At 71.8% G+C, this 18,967-nt stretch carries 18 protein-coding genes, 1 tRNA gene and 1 riboswitch; of the genes, 6 read left to right on the forward strand and 13 right to left on the reverse strand.

The features are described from left to right. Positions 1–94: 94 nt before the first annotated feature. Positions 95–655, forward strand: coding sequence for a tetratricopeptide repeat protein (locus ASD90_RS17150; RefSeq protein ID WP_056759272.1), 561 nt, complete (start codon positions 95–97; stop codon positions 653–655). A gap of 94 nt (positions 656–749) precedes the next feature. Here ASD90_RS17150 and ASD90_RS17155 read toward each other — a convergent pair whose 3' ends face one another. From ASD90_RS17155 to leuS, 4 genes are all read right to left on the reverse strand, one after another. Then, the gene (locus ASD90_RS17155) at positions 750–2,285 is read right to left on the reverse strand and encodes a PQQ-binding-like beta-propeller repeat protein (protein WP_082588818.1); all 1,536 of its coding nucleotides are present in this window, start codon (positions 2,283–2,285) and stop codon (positions 750–752) included. A 163-nt stretch (positions 2,286–2,448) separates the two neighbouring features. After that, the gene (plsY, locus tag ASD90_RS17160) at positions 2,449–3,051 is read right to left on the reverse strand and encodes a glycerol-3-phosphate 1-O-acyltransferase PlsY (RefSeq protein ID WP_056759276.1); all 603 of its coding nucleotides are present in this window, start codon (positions 3,049–3,051) and stop codon (positions 2,449–2,451) included. After that, positions 3,048–3,944 (reverse strand): DegV family protein, encoded by an 897-nt coding sequence (locus ASD90_RS17165; RefSeq protein WP_056759279.1) that lies wholly within the window; start codon positions 3,942–3,944, stop codon positions 3,048–3,050. Before ASD90_RS17165 ends, plsY begins: the two co-directional genes overlap by 4 nt. Before the next feature lie 33 nt (positions 3,945–3,977). Then, positions 3,978–6,917, reverse strand: a complete 2,940-nt coding sequence (gene leuS / locus ASD90_RS17170; RefSeq protein ID WP_056759281.1) for a leucine--tRNA ligase — start codon at positions 6,915–6,917, stop codon at positions 3,978–3,980. A gap of 472 nt (positions 6,918–7,389) precedes the next feature. Between leuS and ASD90_RS17175 the strand changes: the two genes are divergently transcribed. Continuing rightward, a complete protein-coding gene (locus ASD90_RS17175; protein ID WP_162260217.1) occupies positions 7,390–8,574 on the forward strand; it encodes a hypothetical protein in 1,185 nt (394 codons plus the stop codon). 21 nt (positions 8,575–8,595) lie between these two features. Here ASD90_RS17175 and ASD90_RS17180 read toward each other — a convergent pair whose 3' ends face one another. Next, the gene (locus ASD90_RS17180; protein ID WP_157623219.1) at positions 8,596–9,243 is read right to left on the reverse strand and encodes a lysoplasmalogenase; all 648 of its coding nucleotides are present in this window, start codon (positions 9,241–9,243) and stop codon (positions 8,596–8,598) included. A gap of 111 nt (positions 9,244–9,354) precedes the next feature. On the opposite strand from ASD90_RS17180, the gene ASD90_RS17185 reads away from it, so the two are divergent. Together ASD90_RS17185 and ASD90_RS17190 are read left to right on the forward strand one after the other, a co-directional pair. Further along, entirely contained in the window at positions 9,355–9,729 is a 375-nt protein-coding gene (locus ASD90_RS17185) for a thioesterase family protein (RefSeq protein ID WP_056759289.1), read from the forward strand. A gap of 40 nt (positions 9,730–9,769) precedes the next feature. Next, entirely contained in the window at positions 9,770–10,684 is a 915-nt protein-coding gene (locus tag ASD90_RS17190) for a hypothetical protein (RefSeq protein ID WP_056759291.1), read from the forward strand. Positions 10,685–10,709: 25 nt separating this feature from the next. Here ASD90_RS17190 and ASD90_RS17195 read toward each other — a convergent pair whose 3' ends face one another. The 4 genes from ASD90_RS17195 to ASD90_RS17210 form a co-directional block, all read right to left on the reverse strand. Then, on the reverse strand, positions 10,710–11,039 hold the full coding sequence (locus tag ASD90_RS17195; RefSeq protein ID WP_235506737.1) for a 2TM domain-containing protein: 330 nt from the start codon (positions 11,037–11,039) through the stop codon (positions 10,710–10,712). 141 nt (positions 11,040–11,180) lie between these two features. Further along, positions 11,181–11,792: a YgjV family protein gene (locus ASD90_RS17200; protein ID WP_056759295.1), complete on the reverse strand. Its 612-nt coding sequence runs from the start codon at positions 11,790–11,792 to the stop codon at positions 11,181–11,183. 117 nt (positions 11,793–11,909) lie between these two features. Continuing rightward, on the reverse strand, positions 11,910–12,269 hold the full coding sequence (locus ASD90_RS17205) for a multidrug efflux SMR transporter (protein ID WP_056759296.1): 360 nt from the start codon (positions 12,267–12,269) through the stop codon (positions 11,910–11,912). Further along, complete coding sequence (locus ASD90_RS17210) at positions 12,269–12,583, reverse strand: multidrug efflux SMR transporter (RefSeq protein WP_056759298.1); 315 nt, start codon at positions 12,581–12,583, stop codon at positions 12,269–12,271. The genes ASD90_RS17205 and ASD90_RS17210 overlap by 1 nt, the downstream gene beginning before the upstream one ends. 10 nt (positions 12,584–12,593) lie before the next feature. Beyond that, a riboswitch (guanidine-III (ykkC-III) riboswitch) is annotated at positions 12,594–12,658 on the reverse strand. 104 nt (positions 12,659–12,762) lie between these two features. On the opposite strand from ASD90_RS17210, the gene ASD90_RS17215 reads away from it, so the two are divergent. Beyond that, complete coding sequence (locus tag ASD90_RS17215) at positions 12,763–15,078, forward strand: CHAT domain-containing protein (protein ID WP_056759299.1); 2,316 nt, start codon at positions 12,763–12,765, stop codon at positions 15,076–15,078. 1 nt (position 15,079) lies between these two features. Next, complete coding sequence (locus tag ASD90_RS17220; RefSeq protein WP_056759301.1) at positions 15,080–17,008, forward strand: caspase family protein; 1,929 nt, start codon at positions 15,080–15,082, stop codon at positions 17,006–17,008. Positions 17,009–17,085: 77 nt separating this feature from the next. On the opposite strand, the gene ASD90_RS17225 is transcribed toward ASD90_RS17220, so the two are convergent. From ASD90_RS17225 to nadD, 4 genes are all read right to left on the reverse strand, one after another. After that, positions 17,086–17,158 (reverse strand) — tRNA-Ala (locus tag ASD90_RS17225). 83 nt (positions 17,159–17,241) lie between these two features. Further along, positions 17,242–17,907: a histidine phosphatase family protein gene (locus ASD90_RS17230; protein ID WP_056759303.1), complete on the reverse strand. Its 666-nt coding sequence runs from the start codon at positions 17,905–17,907 to the stop codon at positions 17,242–17,244. After that, the gene (gene rsfS, locus ASD90_RS17235; protein WP_056759305.1) at positions 17,904–18,332 is read right to left on the reverse strand and encodes a ribosome silencing factor; all 429 of its coding nucleotides are present in this window, start codon (positions 18,330–18,332) and stop codon (positions 17,904–17,906) included. Before rsfS ends, ASD90_RS17230 begins: the two co-directional genes overlap by 4 nt. Beyond that, positions 18,329–18,955 carry a nicotinate-nucleotide adenylyltransferase gene (gene nadD / locus ASD90_RS17240; protein WP_235506770.1) on the reverse strand — a complete coding sequence of 209 codons (627 nt, stop codon included), beginning with the start codon at positions 18,953–18,955 and terminating at the stop codon, positions 18,329–18,331. Before nadD ends, rsfS begins: the two co-directional genes overlap by 4 nt. Positions 18,956–18,967 lie beyond the last annotated feature (12 nt).

Here is an 18,967-nt window from a genome sequence, read left to right on the forward strand (position 1 = left end):
GTGCGTATGCCGTGTGGCGGGGCACGCTGACCGCCCACCGCTGCGCGCGGCGCCGGACCGCGGACGGGGCCCGCCCGGTCGGTAGCGTGCTGCCATGAGTGGGTCGAGATTCGTCGTCGGGGAGCCGCACTTCGGACGGTTCACGAGGACGCCGGAAGAGAACGATGCCGCCCTCGATGCCGCTCGCACCGAGCTTGCCTCCGCCGTCGAGGCCCCGCCCGACGACGGTGCCGGCGGAGCGGTGCTCGACGCGGCCGTCGACGTCGCCGAGGCACTCACCGTCGCAGGACGGGAGCAGGAGGCCATCGCGCTTGCGCGTCCGGCGGTCGACGTCGCCAGGGACACCGGCCGGGGCGAGACCCTGCGCTGGGCGCTCCTCGTGCTCGCGACCGCCGAGCACTACGCGGACGAGCCCGTCGCTGCCGAGGCGCACTTCCGCGAGGCGCTCGACCACGCGCGCACGTCGGGCGACCGGGTCCTCGAGCACTACACGCTGCACCACGTGGGCCGGTTCCTCGTCGACGCAGGGCGCACCGACGAGGCTGTCGCGTGCTTCGAGGCGTGCCTCGCGATCCGCGAGGAGCTCGACGAGCCTCGGGCCGAGACGACGCGAGCGGCCCTCGCCGCCCTCACGGGCGTGGCCGAGGACTCCTGAGCCGTCTCCGAAGTCGCTGGCTGCCCCGGAAACGGTCTGCGGCGCGGCTCGGCCCGCCGTGGTGGGGGCACCACAGCGGGACGAGCCTGCGCGCTCAGAGACCGAAGGCGTACAGCTTGTTGTTCGGCGTGCCGAAGCCGAAGTTGCTGTAGCCGGAGCCCCAGTAGACGGTGCCGTTCGAGATGGCCGCACCGGAGAGGCACGAGCCGCCGCTCGCGAAGCTCCAGAGGACCGCGCCGGTTGCCGCGTTGAGGGCGTACATGTGCCCCAGAGCGTCGAGGGAGCACCCGAACACGACGCCGTTCGCCGTCGTGGCCGGGCCGGAGGTCCCGCCACCGTACGTCGGACGGGTCTGCCAGATGATCCTGCCGGTCGTCGCGTCGAGGGCCGACCAGATGCCGTCAGTCGAGCCCAGGTAGGGCACGAGGTTGCTGTTGGCGTTGGCGGTGTAGACGCGCTTGCCGTCGACCGCCGAGCCCCACTGGAGCCCGCCCGCCGTGCCGCCGGGACCGGTCTCGGTCTTCCACACGACGCCGCCCGTGCTCGGGTCGAGCGCCCAGTAGGTGCCGCTCTTCTGGCCGGCGCCGAGGAGGTCACGCGTCTTGCCCTCGACCTTGACCGAGTAGAGCGCCGGGGCCTGCCCGAAGTCGAAGTCCGGGCCCGCGGGCGATGGGCAGCTCGGCAGCCCGAAGATGCAGGCCACCGTCCACGTGTCGAACGGCATGGCCCTGGTGGCCCACTTCACCGCACCGGTACGCAGGTCGAGCGAGACGATCGCATCGAAGTAGTCGTCAGCCGGGAGGCACGCCTGCTGACCGATCGGATCGCCCGGGTGGTCCGTGATGCACTGCAGGACGTCGGCAGGCGCGTCGTAGTTGTTGCCCGTCGCGACGTACAGCGACCCGCGCTTGGTGTCGACCGCAGGCGAGCTGCCCCAGACCGCGTTGCCGGGGTAGTTCGTGCCCGGGGTCATGTAGGTCTTCCACAGGACCGCCCCGGACGCGAGGTCCAGCGCCACGACACTGCCGCGGAACGTGCAGCACGGGAGGCCGAACGCCGCTCGAGCCTCCTCCTGCGAGGACGTGCCGACGTAGACGACGCCGTCGAAGATCGTCGCCGACTGCGTGATGACGGCAGCCGGATGTGTCTCGATCTGGGTACGCCACAGAAGGTTTCCGGTGGCCTTGTCGACCGCGACGACCCAGCCGCCACCACCGAAGAACGGTCCCTGGTCACCGATCACGAGCGCGGTGTCGCTGAAGGCGGGCGTCGCGCGCGCCAGGTCTCCCGGGACCCCGGTCAGGTCGGAGACCTTCTTCTGCCACACGATGGCGCCCGTCGTCCGGTTGACGGCGTAGAGGTTGCCCATCCAGTCAGGGACGTACACCTGCTGGCCGTCGACAGCCGGCGTGGCCGAGACGTCGCCGCCCGTCGTGACCTCCCACTTCTTGGTGAGCCCGGCCACCGTCGCCGGTGAGATCTTCGTCTCGCTCGCGGCGTACCGCGTGTTCTGCCGGTCCCCGCCGGCCGAGTTCCATCCGTTTCCCCCTGGAGCGGCTGCTGCCTGTCCCCCGACCAACAGGGTCCCTGCGATCCCTGCTGCCACCCACAGCCGTGCATGACGCATCATCCTGGTCATCTCAGCTCCTAGCCCGACGACCCTTCGGGGGTCGCCATGGTGACCCCCGAGTGGACGTCTTCGAACGTAGACCCGTCGAGTGGGCGCGGTACGCCGTTCAGGCCAGACTCGCGACAGACTCGTGGGACGCAGCGGTCGAAGTGGGACAAGCCGCTCAGGGCAGGTGCCGCTGGCGCCACCAGCCGACGACGTTGTTCTTGTGACGGGCGAGGACGAGCAGCCCGATCGCCATGAGCCACAGGCCAGTCCACGCATCACCGGGCGCGTGACCGGTCCAGATGAGGACCGCGATGACGAGCATCGCGAGCGCGCCGAAAATCGAGCCGGCCGCGACCCACCGGGTGAGGGCGACGGCGACGCCGAAGACCACGACGACGACCAGGGCCACCCACGGGTGCACCCCGAGGATGGCGCCGAGCGTCGTCGCCACCCCCTTGCCGCCGCGCCCCTTGAGGAAGGGCGACCAGATGTGACCGAGCACCGCGGCGATGCCGACGGCGTATGCCGCGTGCGCCCCGAAGAGGTGACCCGCGACGACCGTGGGGACGAGTCCCTTGAGGACGTCGAGGACGCCGACGACGACGCCCCACTTGCGTCCGAGCACGCGGCCGGCGTTCGTCGCGCCGGGGTTGCCCGATCCGGAGGAGGCGAGGTCCTTGCCGAGGAGGCGGGCGATCATGGTGGCCGGGTTGAGCGAGCCGACGAGGAAGGCGGCGACCACCCCTCCTGCCCAGGCGAGCAGCGTGCCGGCGCTCACGACCCGGAGACCTCGCCGGGCGCCGTGGTCTCGGGCAACGGCTCGCAGGGGTGCGGTGACACCGCGATGGCGACGGTGCCGGGCCCGACGTGGGCACCGACGACGGCCCCGAGCTCGACGACGAAGACCCTCGGGGAGCCAGGGACGAGGGACCGCAGCTCGGCCGCGATCTGCTCCGCCCGCGCCGGCGCGTCGAGGTGGTGCACGGCGATGTCGACGACGTGACCGCCCTTCTCGACCTGCTCGACGACCATCGCCTCGATGCGGGCCACGGCGCGCGCCGACGTGCGCACCTTCTCGACCGGCACGATGCGACCGCCTCGGACGGCGAGGATGGGCTTGATGGCGAGCGCCGACCCGAGCAGCGCCGAGGCCGCCCCGATGCGGCCGCCCCGCCGCAGGTGCTCGAGGGTGTCGACGTAGAAGAGGACGCCGGAGGGGCCGAGCCGCGAGTGCACGGCGTCGAGCACCGCCTGCACGTCGGCGCCGCCGGCGGCCGACTCGGCGGCGGTGACGACGGCGAACCCCATGGCCATCCCGATGGTCTCGCTGTCGACGACCTCCACCGGGACCGGGGCCTCGGCCGCCGCCAGGCGGGCCGCCTCGACGGTGCCGGACATCTGCGCCGACAGGTGGATCGACACGATCGCCGTGGCGCCCTCGTCGGCCAGGCGCTGGTAGGTCTCGGCGAAGACCTGAGGGGTGGGGCGCGAGGTGGTCACGATCGTGTACTCGCGCAGGGCGGCCGCGACCTGCTCGGCCGAGATGTCCTGGCCCTCGACGTGGTCCCGGCCCCCGACGACGACGTGGAGCGGGACGACCTCGATCCCGTGCCGCTCGACGACCTCTCCCGGGAGGTAGGCCGTCGAGTCGGTGACGATCCTCGTGGTCACGTCCCTCTCCTTCCGTCGTCGGTCAGCAGCCGGTCACATCGGGACGACGTTGACGAGCTTCGGCGCCCTCACGATGACGGTGCGGATGCCGCCCTCGGTCGCCGCCCTCACCTTGTCACGACCGAGCACCAGCTCGCGGAGGTCGTCCTCGGAGATGTCAGGGCTGACGTCGACGCGGTCGCGCACCTTGCCCTTGATCTGGATGACGCAGGTGACCTGCTCCTCCACGATCTTCGCGGGGTCGCTGAGGGGGAAGGCGGCGTAGGCCACCCCTCCCTCGTGACCGAGCCGCTGCCACATCTCCTCCGCGATGTGCGGCGCGACGGGGGCGAGCATGAGCACCATCGCCTCGACGACCTCGCGCGGGGGTGCGTCGAGCTTCGTCACGGCGTTGTTGAGCTCGATGAGCTTGGCGATCGCCGTGTTGAAGCGCAGGGCCTCGAAGTCGTCCCGGACGCCGGCGATCGTCTGGTGCAGCTGCGTCGTCAGCGCCTGCTCGAGGGGGGCGTCGACGACCCGCACCTGACCGGTCGACTCGTCGATCACGTTGCGCCACAGCCGCTGCAGGAAGCGCTGGCTGCCGACGACCGCACGGATCTCCCACGGCTTGGAGAGCTCGAGCGGGCCCATCGACATCTCGTAGACGCGGAAGGTGTCGGCGCCGTACGCGTCGTACATCTCGTCGGGACTCACGGAGTTCTTCAGCGACTTGCCGATCTTGCCGTACTCCCGGTTGACGGGCTGCCCCTGCCACGTGAAGGTCGGCTCGGCGCCGTGGCTGCCCGGGTGCTCCTCGACCTCCGACGCCGTGACGTACTGACCGCGGCTGTCGGTGAAGGCGTAGGCCTGGATGTAGCCCTGCGAGAAGTACTTCCGGAACGGCTCCTCGCTGCGCACGTGGCCGAGGTCGAAGAGTGCCTTGTGCCAGAAGCGGGCGTAGAGCAGGTGCAGCACCGCGTGCTCGACGCCGCCGACGTAGAGGTCGACGCCGCCCGGGTCGCGCGTGCCCGCCGGGGCGCCCGCGACCGGCGTGTCGTGGCGGCCCAGCCAGTACGCCTCGTTGGCCGGGTCGACGAACGCGTCGTGGTTGGCCGGGTCGAGGTAGCGCAGGTAGTACCAGCACGAGCCCGCCCAGTTGGGCATGGTGTTCGTCTCGCGGCGGAACTTCCGCAGGCCGCGGCCGTCGCCGAGGTCCTGCTCCACCTCGACCCACTCGGGCACGCGGGACAGCGGCGGCTCGGGGCTGCTCTGGGAGTCGTCCGGGTCGAACGTCTTGGGGCTGTAGTCCGGCACGTCCGGGAGGGTCAGGGGCAGCTCGTCGTCCGGGACGGCATACGCCACCCCGTCCTCGTCGAACATGATGGGGAACGGCTCGCCCCAGTAGCGCTGGCGGCTGAAGAGCCAGTCGCGGATGCGGTAGCTGATGGTGCCCTCGCCGAGCCCCTCGGCCTCGAGGAGCTCGATGATGCGCGCCTTGGCCTCGGCGACGTGCAGGCCGTCGAGCGAGACGCGGTCGTTGGCGGAGTTGATGGCGACCCCGTCGCCGAGGAACGGCTCGTCGTCCGGGTGGCCCTCCGTGGGCTGGACCGTGCGGATGATCGGGATGTCGAACCTCTCGGCGAACTCCCAGTCGCGGGTGTCCTGGCCGGGCACGGCCATGATGGCACCCGTGCCGTAGCCCATCAGGACGTAGTCGGCGACGAAGACCGGGATGCGCTCTCCCGTCAACGGATTCGTGGCCCACGAGCCGGTGAACACACCGGTCTTGTCCTTGCCCTCCGTCTGTCGCTCGACGTCACCCTTGCGCGACGCCGCGAGCTGGTATGCCGTCACGGCCTCCTTGGGGGTCGCGGTCGCGTCGGCGTCCGCCCCCTTCCAGACGTCCTTGGTGCCCTCGGGCCACGCACCGGCCGGGACGAGCGCGTCGACGAGCGGGTGCTCGGGCGCGATGACCATGAAGGTCGCGCCGAAGATCGTGTCGGGGCGCGTCGTGAAGACGTCGAGGCCGTCGTCCTCACCGGTGCCGGTGACGACGGGGAAGGTGACGCGGGCGCCCTTGGACCGACCGATCCAGTTGCGCTGCATGAGCTTGACCTTCTCGGGCCAGTCGACACCGTCGAGGTCGTCGGCCAGGCGGTCCGCGTAGGCCGTGATCCGCATCTTCCACTGGCTGAGGTTGCGACGGAAGACGGGGTAGTTGCCCCGCTCGGAGCGACCCTCGTTGGTGACCTCCTCGTTGGAGAGCACCGTGCCGAGTCCGGGGCACCAGTTGACGGGCGCCTCGGAGGTGTAGGCGAGGCGGTGGCCCTCGAGGACCCTCGCGCGCTCGGTCGCGGACAGGTCGCCCCAGCCGCGGCCCTCGGCGTCGACGACGGCGCGACGGCCGGACTCGAACTCCTCGACGAGCTCGCTGATGGGGCGGGCCTTCCCGCGGCCGCCGTCCTCGCGCACGGCGTCGACGTCGTACCACGCGTCCCAGATCTGCAGGAAGATCCACTGCGTCCAGCGGTAGTACTCGTCGTCGATCGTCGCGAAGGTGCGGCGGTTGTCGAAGCCCAGCCCGAGGCGGCGCAGCTGGCGCTTCATGTTCGTCATGTTCTCCTCGGTGGTCTTCCGAGGGTGCTGCCCGGTCTGGACGGCGTACTGCTCCGCGGGCAGGCCGAACGCGTCGTAGCCGAGGGCGTGCAGGACGTTCTTGCCGAGCATCCGGTGGAAGCGGCTGTAGACGTCGGTCGCGATGTAGCCGAGGGGGTGCCCGACGTGCAGGCCCACGCCCGAGGGGTAGGGGAACATGTCGAGGACGATGAGCTTCTCGCCGCGCGCCGCGACCTTCTCGGGCTCGGCCCAGGGCCCGGCGGGGTTGGGCGCATTGAACGTGCCCTCCTCCTCCCAGCGGTCCTGCCAGGAGGTCTCGATCTGCTGCGCCATCGCCGCGGTGTAGCGGAACGGGGTGTCGTTGCTCTGCTCGCTCATGTCTTCTCTTTCGTCGCTGCTCGGGTCTGGGCAAAAGAAAACCCCTCGCACAGGAGGGGAGCCGCGTTGATGTCGGGAGTCCCGACCTTCGTCAACGCGGCTGCGGAAGGAGCAGCAGGCCAGCCATGCGCCCAAGGTTAGCGCAGAGCCCACAGCGCTCGCGGCCGCCCGAAAACGGGACAGGCCCGGCGGCGACCATTCGCAAAGCCACCCGAAGCGCCTCGGGGAGGGACAGGATGGACGGTGACTCTCGGGGACCTGCACGCGGGAGGTGCGCATGTTCAAGCGAGCTCGATCATGGTGGGTGAGGGTCGTCGCGGTGTGCGGCGCCGTCGCCGTCGGTCTCCTCGTTGCCGGGGCCCCGGCAAGCGGCGCTCCGGCAACAGGTGCTCCGGTTGAGCGTGAACAGACCGTTCGCCAGCCCTACGACTTCGTGAACTGGGGCTGCGGCTACCCCCTCGAGGTGAGCGGGGTGCTGACCCACGTGTTCACGCTCCGTCAGGACCCGCGGCTCGAGGGCGAGCTCCTGTTCATGGACCAGTACGTCTTCTCGGAGACGTACACGAACGAGGCCGGCGCGTCCGTCACCGCCACCGGCAGCGGCGTCTCCAAGAACGTGCCGGCGCGGCGCGTGGGCGCGTCGACGTGGACGTTCACCTTCCTGCAGGCCGGCCAGCCGTTCACCATCCGTGACTCGTCGGGAAAGGTCGTCAGCCGTGACAGCGGGGTGCTGCGGTTCGAGGCCACCGTCGACGTCGCGACCGGCGAGGAGGTCGGCTTCGAGCTCACCGTGTCGGGGCCGCACCCACTCTTCGACCAGGACACGTGCAAGGTCGTGGCGCCGCTGCTCGGCACCGCCTCCGCGGACCACCAGACGGCACGCCCCCTCGGCTCGACCGACGCCGCAATGGGCTACTTCGAGTACCTCCCGCCGTCGTACTCCCCCGACGGTGACGGCAGCCCGCTGCTCGTCGTCACCAACGGCTATGGCGAGAACGGCGACGGCTCCGCCGAACAGCTGAGCAACCTGCTCTTCACCGGCGTCCCGAGGTTCATCGACGTCGGCGGATGGCCCACCGACCGACCCCTCGTGGTGCTCTCGACCCAGCACGTGGAGGACCCGCCCGGGTTCGACTTCTCCCCCTGCGACGGTGTCGATCCGTGGGGTGGGTCGTGTGCGATGCAGCTGCAGCACGACCGCGGCCACGCCTCTCCCGCCGCCTGCACCACCCCGGCCGAGATCCACGACTTCATCGCGTATGCCGTGGCGCACTACAACGTGGACCCCAGCCGGGTCTACCTCACCGGACTCTCCTGCGGCGGCTTCGGTGCGTGGGAGTACCTCGCCGCATACGGCGACAGCCAGGTCGCAGCGGCCGTGCCGATCGCGGCGGACGGCAGGTACGCGTGGGCCTCCGTCGGGTGCGCCCTCGGCGACGTCCCGCTCTGGGCCTTCCACGGGGGCCTGGACGATCTCGTCAACCCGCTCGGCAGCACCGTGACGATGGAGAACGTGCAGGCGTGCCCGGGAGTCGACCCGCAAGCAGCTCGGCTCACCGTCTACCCCGACCTGTACCACGACGGTTGGGACCAGGCGTACAGCGGGAGCCGGGGTGACGACATCTACACGTGGATGCTGGGGTACGCGAACCCCTGAGGACCGGGTCCCCACCGCGGCTCAGCGGAAGAGGGCGACGACGATGAGGGTCTGGGCCACGTGGTAGGTCACGATGACCGTGAGCGGAGCCCAGCGGCGCTCGTGGACGAAGCGGTCGTGCCCCAGCACGGTGTCGGAGGCCACGAAGACCGCGCACCCGAGCAGCAGCAGCCAGTCGCCCTTCCAGGCGGCGGTGAGCACGAGGGCGAACAGCACCAGCTGGTAGACGAACACCGGCCCCTTCTGCGGCCCCGAGTGACGCACGATGTCCCGCCCGACCCTCGCGTACAGCAGCACCAGGGCGGGGACGGCGACGAGCAGCGGCCACGGGAAGCCGTCGACCCCCGCGGTCTCGAGGATCGCCCAGACGTAGGCGACGTGGCCGACGAGGAAGGCGCCGAGCCCGACGAGGAAGCGCGTCTCGGTGGCGTGCAGCAGCGCGACGTCGCCGACGAGGCAGAAGGCGAGCGCCACGAGGACGGGCAGCAGGGATGGTGAGCCCGGCACCCGGCCCTCCCAGTACAGCGACCAGGCGAGCCCCATGAGGAGCAGCACGACGAGGGGCTTGGTGATCCGTTCGACGACGCGGTCGCCGCGCAGGACGGAGCCCCAGTTGATGAGCGCCGTCACCCCGAGCGCCACGCTGATAACCCACAGATGGGTGGTCACGAGCCCAGATTCCCAGCCGCGGCTCAGGTTGGCCGTGCAGACACGCGGCAGGCGCCCACCCACCTGTCGAGACGAATCGGCGTACGCCCAGTTCTCTGCCAGACTCGTCCAATGCCCATGCGCAAGTTCAAGCACACCGTCACCGCCGATGACACGGCCGCGCAGGTCGGCAGCGGTGACCTCGAGGTCCTCGCGACACCGCGTCTGATCACGTGGTGCGAGAGCGCCGCCTTCCAGGTCTGCAAGCCGAACATCGACACCGACCACACGACGGTCGGCACGATGGTCAAGCTCGAGCACGTCAAGGGCAGCGCGGTCGGCTCCGAGATCACGGTCCTGTGCGCCGAGCCGATCAACGACGGACGTCGCCTCGTGTGCCACGTGACCGTCAAGGACTCCGACGGCGAGGAGATCGCCAAGGGTGAGTTCCACCGGGCGGTCGTCGACCCGGACCGCTTCATGAGCAAGTGCCAGCGGGTGCTCTGACCCGCAGCCACCTCCCAGCCGCGGTTGCGACCATGGCCGCGTGACGCTCGGACTTCTCGGTGCGCTGCTCGCGGCGCTCGCCTACGGCGCAGCGACCGTGCTCCAGGCCGTGGGCGTACGCCGTGTCGCGGCACTGCCGCCCGGCACCGCGCTGCGCGACCGGGCGCGGACGGGATGGCCGTATGCCGTGGGGCTCGCCCTCGACGCGCTCGGTTTCCTCGCGTCCGTGGCTGCGTTGCGCACGCTGCCGCTCTTCCTCGTCGAGTCAGCGGTGGCCTCGTCGGTCGCTGTCACCGCGGTCCTGTCGGTCGTCCTGCTCGGGGTCCGGCTCGGGACGGCCGAGGTCGTCGCCCTCATGGTCGTCGTCGCCGGACTGACCGGCATCGCCCTGACCGCAGCGGCCGGACCGGCGGTGCGGCCAGGGCCGGGAGCGACCTGGTGGCTGCTCGCCGCAGCGGCGGCCGTCGCGCTGCTGCTGGTGGTCGGGACGATCGACCATGACCGTCGCCGCGGCGCCGTCGTGCTCAGTGTCGCCGCCGGCCTGGGCTTCGGAGGGGTCGGGGTGGCCGCCCGACTGCTCGAGATCCCGTCACCGTTCTGGCAGCTCGCGACGGACGGCGTCGCGTGGGCCCTCGTCGCGCACGCCGTCCTGGCCACCGTCGCCTACGGCCTGGCCCTGGCCCGAGGCCGGGTGACGACGGTCGCGGCCCTGACCTTCGCCACCGAGACGGTCGTCCCCGCCCTGGTGGGGGCGCTCCTGCTCGGCGACCAGGTCGTGCCCGGGCGTGGTCCGCTGGCGGCAGCGGCCTTCGTCGCCACGCTCGGCGGCTGCATCACGCTGGCGGGTTGTGCCGAACCCACGCACGCCGACCTCGCTCCCCGGGCCGGCGGGCAGGCCCCGAGCGATGGCGCGCCGACCGCACCGGCGCCGCAGCCCGTGTCACCGCGTCCCTGACCCGGGGCCCTGCCGCGGCCGGCCGTCACCGTCGCCTCAGGCGCTCCATCTCGTCCTCGATCTGATCCTCGGTCGGCTCATCGACCGCGTAGGCATCCACGGCGTTGGCCACGACGCCGATGCCCCAGCCGGCGATGGGGAAGACGGGCCAGAAGAAGCCCGCTCCCGTCATGGCCCAGATCAGGACGAGCATCCCGTTGACGAGCACGTAGATGAGCAGGTGGACGCGGAAGTCGGCCTTCTTCTTGAGACTGCCGAGTGCTCTGCCGCGCAGATCCACCTCGATGACGGCGCGGTCGACCGTCGGGTCGGGCACGTCGTGGTGGGGTTCGACCGGAAGCTGGTTCGCGGTCATGGTGGTCACCGCTCCTTCGCGGGCCGCCGCGCAGGAGCTCTGCGCGGCTCCTGACTCCAGCCTAGGCCGACCGCAGGCGGCCGACCGGGAAGCGTGCCGGACGTCACGACAGCACCCGTGGCAGCCGCGGTCCGCGGGCGGTCACAGCACGTAGGCGTCGCCGTCGCGGTGGAAGCCGAGGCTCTCGTAGTAGGGCTCCACCATGCCGGGCGGCGTCAGCACCCGTCGGAACCCACGCCGGCGGAACGGCCCCTCCGGACCGAAGACGAACTCGCCCGGCATCACGTCGCGGTGGCGCGGGGTCACCCAGTCGAGCAGCAGCTGGGCGGTGTCCTTGCCCGCGTCGCGCATGAGGACGACGCCGACGGCCTCGTCGCCCCGGAGCACGAGGTAGGACGGGTCGCCGGCGAACGGGTCGTGGACGAACTGCGGGTTGTAGCGGCGGATGTCGCCCTCGTGGACGCGCAGCACGTGCCGGAGGTACGTGTCGTCGCCGGCGACCTCGAGCACCTCGTAGACGCGCGCGTCGTGCTTCTCACGGGACATCTGCGCGAGGTAGTAGACGTTGATGCCGGCGAGCACGACGTTGAGCCCGACCATCGGCCAGACGTGGTTGAGCGAGTTGTAGACGATGAGGACGACGCAGCCGACGAGGTTGATGATCCGGAGCCGCCGCAGCTGCGTCTGCAGCAGCGACCACACGAGGATCGCCGATCCGATCCAGCCGACGGCCTCGAGCCACCAGGTACCCATGGCCGCGACCCTAGCGCCCACGGCCTTCCGGCTCGCGGCGATGCCGCCTCGAACCGGGAGTGGGGGCGACATCGACTCCCGAAACGCCCCATGTCCGGGCGAGCCGTGCGTCGCGTCTCAGCCCGCGGGAGGGTCGTCCGCGACGGAGGTCCTCGCCGGCTCGTGCCCGACGACCTTGAGGCCCACGACGGCAGCGACGATCCCCGTGAGCAGGACGACCTTGACGACGGACAACGCCTCGCCGCCGGTCGTCATGGCCCACGTCACGGTCAGCGCGGCCCCGAGACCGGTCCACACGGCATACGCCGTCCCGATGGGGATGGTGCGCACGGCGTGGGCGAGCCCGACCATGCTGAGTGCGCCGGCGACGAGGAAGACCGCGGCGGGGACGGGGCGCGACAGCCCCTCGGACGCGGCGAGGGCCGAGGCCCACACCGCTTCGAGCACGGCGCTCGCGAGCAGGACGACCCACGGCATCACGCCACCGCCTTGAGCCCGGCGACGCAGGTCACGAGCACGAGCAGCAGGGCGGCGCGGGCGGCGCCGAGGCGCTCCTGCCCACGGGCGACCGCGAGCAGGACGGTCCCGACGGCGCCGATCCCGACCCACACGGCATACGCCGTGCCGGTGGGGAGGGCGGTCATCGCCCACGCGAGGCCGACCATGCTCAGCACGAGCGAGACGCCGAAGAGGAGGGTCGGTCGCGGACGGCGGAAACCGTCGGACGCGGCGAGCGCGGTGGCCCAGACGGCCTCAAGCGCGCCGGAGAGGATGAGGACGAGCCAGTGCACGGCGTTCCGATCTGGCCGTCTTGTCGCAGTGCGGGTACGGCTCCCTCGTCCGCGAGCGCGGCTCGCGCGCTCAGCGACGATTCTACCGAAGCGGCGCGTCCCGGTCGAAACGGCGTATCAGGAGCACGCCCCCGGCGTACTGTCGAGTGCAGGCGCGCTCCCGCGAACAGAGGATCGCCATGAGCCGTGACTATCTCGACTTCGACGTCGCAGTCACCCGTGAGGGCCAGGGGTATGCCGCTCACGTCCTCGCCTCGCCCGCGGGCGAGGCGTCGGCTCCCTTCACGCTCCCCTTCGCGGCGACGGACCTCGCCCAGTTCATGATCGCCGTGGGACCGCCGCGCGTGTCCTCGAGGCGGCTCGTGCCGGCCGAGGCGCGGGTCGTCGACGTCAAGGAGTACGGCCGCCGGCTCGGCGACGCGCTGCTGTCGGGCGACGTCGGACGGGCCTTCCGCGAGAGCCTCACCACGGCCACCGGCCAGGGCAAGGACCTGCGGCTGCGGCTGCGGCTCGACGCCGTGCCCGACCTCGACCCGGTTCCGTGGGAGTACCTCTACGACTCGAGGCTCGGCCGCTTCCTCACGCTCTCGCAGGAGACCCCGATCGTGCGGCTGCTCGACTCGCTCGAGCGGCCCCCGGTCGTCCACGTCGACGCGCCGCTGCGCGTCCTCGTCATGATCTCGAGCCCGAGCGACATGCCAGAGCTCGCCGTCGACCGCGAGCGGCAGCTGCTCACGGCGACGACCGGCGACCTCGTCGCGAGCGGCCGGCTCACGGTCACGGTCCTCGAGGACGCGACCCTCACGGCGCTGCAACGGGCCCTGCTCGACGACTTCCACGTCTTCCACTTCATCGGCCACGGCGGCTTCGACCAGCAGGCGCAGGAGGGGGTCCTCGTCCTCGAGCGCGACGACGGCACGGCGCACCGGGTCTCGGGCGAGCGGCTCGGGACACTGCTGCACGACGCCCGAACGATGCAGCTCGCCGTGCTCAACGCGTGCGAGGGTGCGCGGACGTCAGGGCGCGACGCCTTCTCGGGGGTCGGGCAGGCCCTCGTGCGCCAGGGGCTGCCCGCGGTCGTCGCCATGCAGACGGAGATCTCCGACCGGGCGGCGCTCGTCTTCAGCCACGAGTTCTACTACTTCCTGACCCGCGGGCTCGGCATCGACGCCGCAATCTGCGAGGTGCGCAAGGCGATGGCCGTCTCCGACGAGGCCTCGGAGTGGGGCACCGCGGTGCTGCTGCGGTCGGGCGCCGACCAGCCGTTCTCGTTCACCGCGAGCTCGACCGCCGAGGCCGAGCGGCCCGAGAGCCGGCTCGAGTCCCTCTACGACGCCGCGAAGGGCGCCCTGCTGGCCCGGGCGCCGGCGACGGCGCTGCCGATGCTCGAGCAGATCGCGGCCGAGCACCCCGACTACCAGGACGTCACCCAGCTCCTCGAACGCGTGCGGCCGGAGGCGGCGCCCAGCGACGACGGCCCGACGCCGAGGTCACGGCCCGAGCTGACGCTCACCCAGCCGCTCCCCCAGCCCGAGGCCCAGCCGGAGGCCCGGCTGGAGACCCGACCGGAGACCCGACAGGAAGCACACCCCGAGCCCGAGCCGGACACCCGGCGCGACCGCACTCCCCCGCCCCCGCCGCCCGACCCGCACCCGCGCCGCAAGGGCAACGGCTTCGTGCGCAGCCTCATCGGGCTCGTCGTCCTCTTCGGGCTCTTCTGGCTCGGCATGACCCAGGTGCCGAGGTGGTTCAAGGGGGCCACGGCGGACGTCGCGAGCGCCTGCGGGCCGGCGGCCGCGGCCGCGAGCAGCGCGGCGACGACGTTCGTCGCAGGCTGCGCCACGACGACTCCGGCCATCGACGGGGACTTCGCCGACTGGGACGGCGTGCCCTCGCACTCGATCCCCCACGTCATCGCCCAGCAGGGTACGCCGCAGCGCGAGTTCGGGGGCGACTGGCAGGTCGTCTGGGACAGCAGTGCGCTCTACCTGCGGGTGCACGTCGTCGACCCGGACGTGCGCAGCGTCAACCTCGCCACCCCCGCAGCCTGGTTCAACGGGGACGGCTTCTCCTTCGAGTTCGGCCCGGACGCGCGGAGCCTCGCCCCGGCGGCCACGACCCGGCGCGGGCAGGACGTCCACGTCATGGTGGGGCTGTCACGCGACGCCCCCACCTCCGGCGTCGCCTCGATCAACCCGGCCGGGCGCGGCACCTTCACCACGGGCACGCGCCACCCGGAGATCACCGTCGGACGCGCCGACAACCTGACCGGCTACGACCTCGAGGCCCGGGTGCCGTGGTCGTCCCTGCAGCTGAAGAAGGCACCCGCCCGCGGCACGGTCTTCTCGATGAACGTCAACCTCAGCGATGCGACGAGCTCCCCGGCCGCGTGGAGACTGCGCACCATGAAGAGCACGAACGCCGCCCGCACCGCGGAGACGCAGGGCTTCCCGCACGGCTGGCAGACCATCACCCTCGCCGACGAGGCCTCCTGACATGGCCGGACGCCTCGTCGCCCTCCTCGTCGGGATCGACGCCTACCCGACGCCGATCCCGCCGCTGTCGGGCTGCGTCAACGACGTCACGGAGTTCGCCGAGGTCCTCCGTGGCCGCGTCGGCGAGGACGCGCTCGACCTCGTCGTGCTCACCGATGCCCAGGCCACGCGGACCGCCGTGACGAGCCACCTCACCGAGCACCTCGGCCGGGCCGGCGCCCAGGACGTCGCGCTCTTCTACTACAGCGGGCACGGCTCGCAGCAGAGCACGCCCGAGGAGCTCTGGTCGGTCGAGCCGGACCACCGCAACGAGACCCTCGTGTGCGTCGACAGCCGATCCCCCGGCAGCTGGGACCTCGCCGACAAGGAGCTGGCGGGCCTGCTCGACACGATCTCGGCGTCGGGTTGCCACACACTCGTCGTGCTCGACTGCTGCCACTCGGGTGACGGCACGCGTGACGCCGACGAGGTGGTGCGGCTCGCGCCTCCGGACCTGCGCCCCCGACCCGCGTCGACGTTCGTCGGGCTGGAGGGCACGACGACCGGCACCACCCGCAGCGCACGGTGGACCCCGGCAGGGCGACACGTCCTGCTCGCCGCGTGCCGGTCGTCGGAGAAGGCGAAGGAGGTCACCGTCCTGGGCCGCCAGCGCGGCGCCCTGTCGGCGGCGCTCGAGGCCGCTCTGGCCGGCAGCGACGGACGGCCCACCTACCGGGACGTGCTGCGGATGGTGACGGCCGACGTGACGAGCCGGGTCGCCGACCAGCACCCGCAGGTCGAGACCGCGGATGCGACCGAGCTCGACCGGCCGTTCCTCGGGGGCGCGATCCCGGCCACCCCGCGCCCCCTCACCCTGAGCCGGCTGCCGGACGGCTGGTCCATCGACTCGGGCGCCGTGCACGGCGTGCCCGAGCCCATCGGTGACGACACGACCGAGCTGGCCGTCTACCCCTTGACGGGCGAGACGTCGGGGTCCCCGCTCGCGACGGCGCTCGTCACGAAGGTCCTGCCCGACCGCAGTCTGGTCCGCCTGACCCCCCCGCTCGACGAGGCGTACGTCTACCGCGCCGTCGTCACGTCCATCCCGCTCAAGCCGCTGCTCGTGGGCGTCGTCGGCGACGCCACCGGCACGGCCGCCCTGCGCACGGCCGCCGACAACGCCGACGAGACGCTCGTCGACCTCGTCGAGGGTGACGAACCGGCCGGCGCGGACCTCCTCGTCGAGGCCACCCCGGACGGCTTCGTCATCACCCGCCCGGGAGTCACGCGCCCTCTCGTGCCCGTCGTCGCGGGCGAGGGGCGCGAGGAGCGCACCATCCTCGCCCTCGAGCGCGTGGCGCGCTGGCTGCGCCTGTCCGCCCTGACCAACCCCGCCACCCACCTGCCCGACGGTGCCGTCCGGGTCGAGGTCGACGCGGGCGCGGGCCCCGTGGGCGCCGGGGGCACCCTCCCGATCGCGTATGCCGGCACGGACCCTCCGCGGTTCACCGTCCGTCTCGAGAACGCCTCGTCCACCCCCCTCTGGGCCGCCCTGCTCGACCTCACCGAGACCTACGGCATCTTCACCGACGCGTTCCCTGCGGGTTCGGTCGCGCTGGGACCCGGCGAGGCGACGAGCGTCGACCTCGTCGGCCAGGTCGACGACGCGCTGTGGGAGGCCGGGACCGTGTCGTTGCGCGACCAGCTCATGGTCGTCACGAGCACCCTCGAGTTCGACCCGCGCTCGCTCGAGCAGGAGGAGCTCGACGTGAGCGCTGCCCCTTCGGTCGGGACGACGAGGAGCGCCGACCCACCGGCCCTGCGATCCAACCTCGAACGGGTGCTCGGGGGCACCCGGACCCGGCGTCTCGGCCCGAGCGTCGCGGCTGCCGCGGTGGCCGACTGGCGCACCGACTCCGTCTTCGTCGTCACGTCCCGGCCGCGAGCCTGAGCAGCGACGGAGTCCACACCCGTCGGCAGACGCGAAGAAGGACCAGACACCACGGTGTCCGGTCCTTCTTCGTCGGGTGGAGCTGAGGGGACTCGAACCCCTGACCCCCTGCATGCCATGCAGGTGCGCTACCAGCTGCGCCACAGCCCCGTGCGGGTGTCACCTCGTCGAAGCGACTGCGTAACCATAGCGGGTCTCCGGCCGAGAGCCAAAATCGGGGGCGGCCTTTCGGGTCAGACGTTCCAGGGCCCGAGGTTCCAGCCGCTGATGCGCCACCGGGTCACCTCGGAGAAGCTCTTGCCGGCCTCGACGAGCTCGATCCAGTGGCAGTTGTCGAGCCCACGGAACACGGCGTCCGACACGTCCTGGTCGAGCCCCACGAGGGCGCTCGCCGCGACCCGCGCGGAGACCCCGTGCGCGACGACGACGGCCGTCTGGCCGGGCTCCAGCTCGCCCGCGACGTCGCGCAGGGCGGCGCCGGCGCGCTCGGCCACCTGCGCCCGGGTCTCCCCGGTGACCCCGCGCGGCGTGTCCTCGCCGCGGTCGAGGGCCGCGATGACCTCCGGGTAGCGCTCGCGCACCTCGTCGGCGTGCAGGCCCTGCCACTCCCCCACGTGCACCTCACGCAGCCGCGGGTCGAGGCGCACCCCGATGCCGGTGAGGCCCGAGATGGCGTCGGCCGTCGAGGCCGCGCGCCGGAGGTCGCTCGAGACGATGAGCGCCGGAGCGTAGGCGGCGAGGTGCGGGGCCGCGGCCTCGACCTGCTCGTGGCCACGGTCCGACAGCTCGGTGTCCTTGTGTCCCTGCCAGACCCGGGCGGCGTTGTCGATGGTCTCGGCGTGCCGGACGATGACGATGCGGCGCGGCCCGACGGGCGCCACGGACCCCGCGGCGGTCACGCCTCGTCGACCTCGACGGCCTCGTCGCCGGCGTCCGCGGCGTCGGCACCCGGGCGGGCCGGGGCCTGCACGGCCTCGAGGTCGATCTCGGGGCAGTCCTTCCAGAGGCGCTCGAGCGCGTAGTACTCGCGCTCCTCCTCGTGCTGGACGTGGACGATGATGTCGCCGAAGTCGATGAGGACCCAGCGACCCTCGCGCTCACCCTCGCGCCGGATGGGCTTGCTGCCCAGCTCCCGCAGCCGGTCCTCGACCTCGTCGACGATGGCACCGACCTGCCGCTCGGACGGGGCCGAGGCGATGACGAACACGTCGGTGAGCGGCATCTGCTCGCTCACGTCGATGGCCATCACCTTCTCGGCGAGCTTCTCCTCGGAGGCCAGGGCGGCCACCTTCGCGAGCTGGATGGAATGGTCTGCTGCGGTCACGAATCTCCTCGGGGCGGTGCCGGCGACAGGTGCGTCGGCACGGTGCCTGCGCTCGCCAGGTCGGCGGCATACAGGTGGTACTTGTTGATGTACTGGACGACCCCGTCGGGCACGAGGTACCAGACCGGTTGGCCGTCGGCGACCCGCGCCCGGCAGTCGGTCGAGCTGATCGCCATGGCCGGCACCTCCTGCAGCGTGACGCGGTGCTCGGGCAGGCCCTTGTCCGACAGCTCGTGGCCCGGGCGGGTGACGCCGATGAAGTGCGCCAGCTCGAAGAGGTGGTCGGCGTCCTTCCAGGACAGGATCTCGGCCAGGGCGTCGGCGCCGGTGATGAAGAACAGCTCGTCGTCGGGCCGCTCGGTCCTGATGTCGCGCAACGTGTCGATCGTGAACGTCGGCCCGGGCCGGTCGATGTCGACCCTGCTGACGGTGAAGCGCGGGTTGGAGGCCGTCGCGATGACGGTCATGAGGTAGCGGTCCTCGGCCGGCGAGACGTGCCGGTCCGCCTTCTGCCACGGCTGGCCCGTCGGGACGAAGACGACCTCGTCGAGGTCGAACCGCGACTGGACCTCACTGGCCGCCACGAGGTGGCCGTGGTGGATCGGGTCGAACGTCCCGCCCATGACGCCGAGGCG

The sequence above is a fragment of the Terrabacter sp. Root181 genome, from assembly GCF_001428505.1.
Classification (GTDB): domain Bacteria; phylum Actinomycetota; class Actinomycetes; order Actinomycetales; family Dermatophilaceae; genus Terrabacter.

What these genes read in the sequence shown, in the direction of transcription:
- ASD90_RS17150 (WP_056759272.1), top strand. Translation starts at nt 95, where the DNA reads ATGAGTGGGTCGAGATTCGTCGTCGGGGAGCCGCACTTCGGACGGTTC.
- ASD90_RS17155 (WP_082588818.1), bottom strand. Translation starts at nt 2,285, where the DNA reads ATGATGCGTCATGCACGGCTGTGGGTGGCAGCAGGGATCGCAGGGACC.
- leuS (WP_056759281.1), bottom strand. Translation starts at nt 6,917, where the DNA reads ATGAGCGAGCAGAGCAACGACACCCCGTTCCGCTACACCGCGGCGATG.
- ASD90_RS17185 (WP_056759289.1), top strand. Translation starts at nt 9,355, where the DNA reads ATGCCCATGCGCAAGTTCAAGCACACCGTCACCGCCGATGACACGGCC.
- ASD90_RS17195 (WP_235506737.1), bottom strand. Translation starts at nt 11,039, where the DNA reads ATGACCGCGAACCAGCTTCCGGTCGAACCCCACCACGACGTGCCCGAC.
- ASD90_RS17200 (WP_056759295.1), bottom strand. Translation starts at nt 11,792, where the DNA reads ATGGGTACCTGGTGGCTCGAGGCCGTCGGCTGGATCGGATCGGCGATC.
- ASD90_RS17205 (WP_056759296.1), bottom strand. Translation starts at nt 12,269, where the DNA reads ATGCCGTGGGTCGTCCTGCTCGCGAGCGCCGTGCTCGAAGCGGTGTGG.
- ASD90_RS17215 (WP_056759299.1), top strand. Translation starts at nt 12,763, where the DNA reads ATGAGCCGTGACTATCTCGACTTCGACGTCGCAGTCACCCGTGAGGGC.
- ASD90_RS17220 (WP_056759301.1), top strand. Translation starts at nt 15,080, where the DNA reads ATGGCCGGACGCCTCGTCGCCCTCCTCGTCGGGATCGACGCCTACCCG.
- nadD (WP_235506770.1), bottom strand. Translation starts at nt 18,955, where the DNA reads ATGGGCGGGACGTTCGACCCGATCCACCACGGCCACCTCGTGGCGGCC.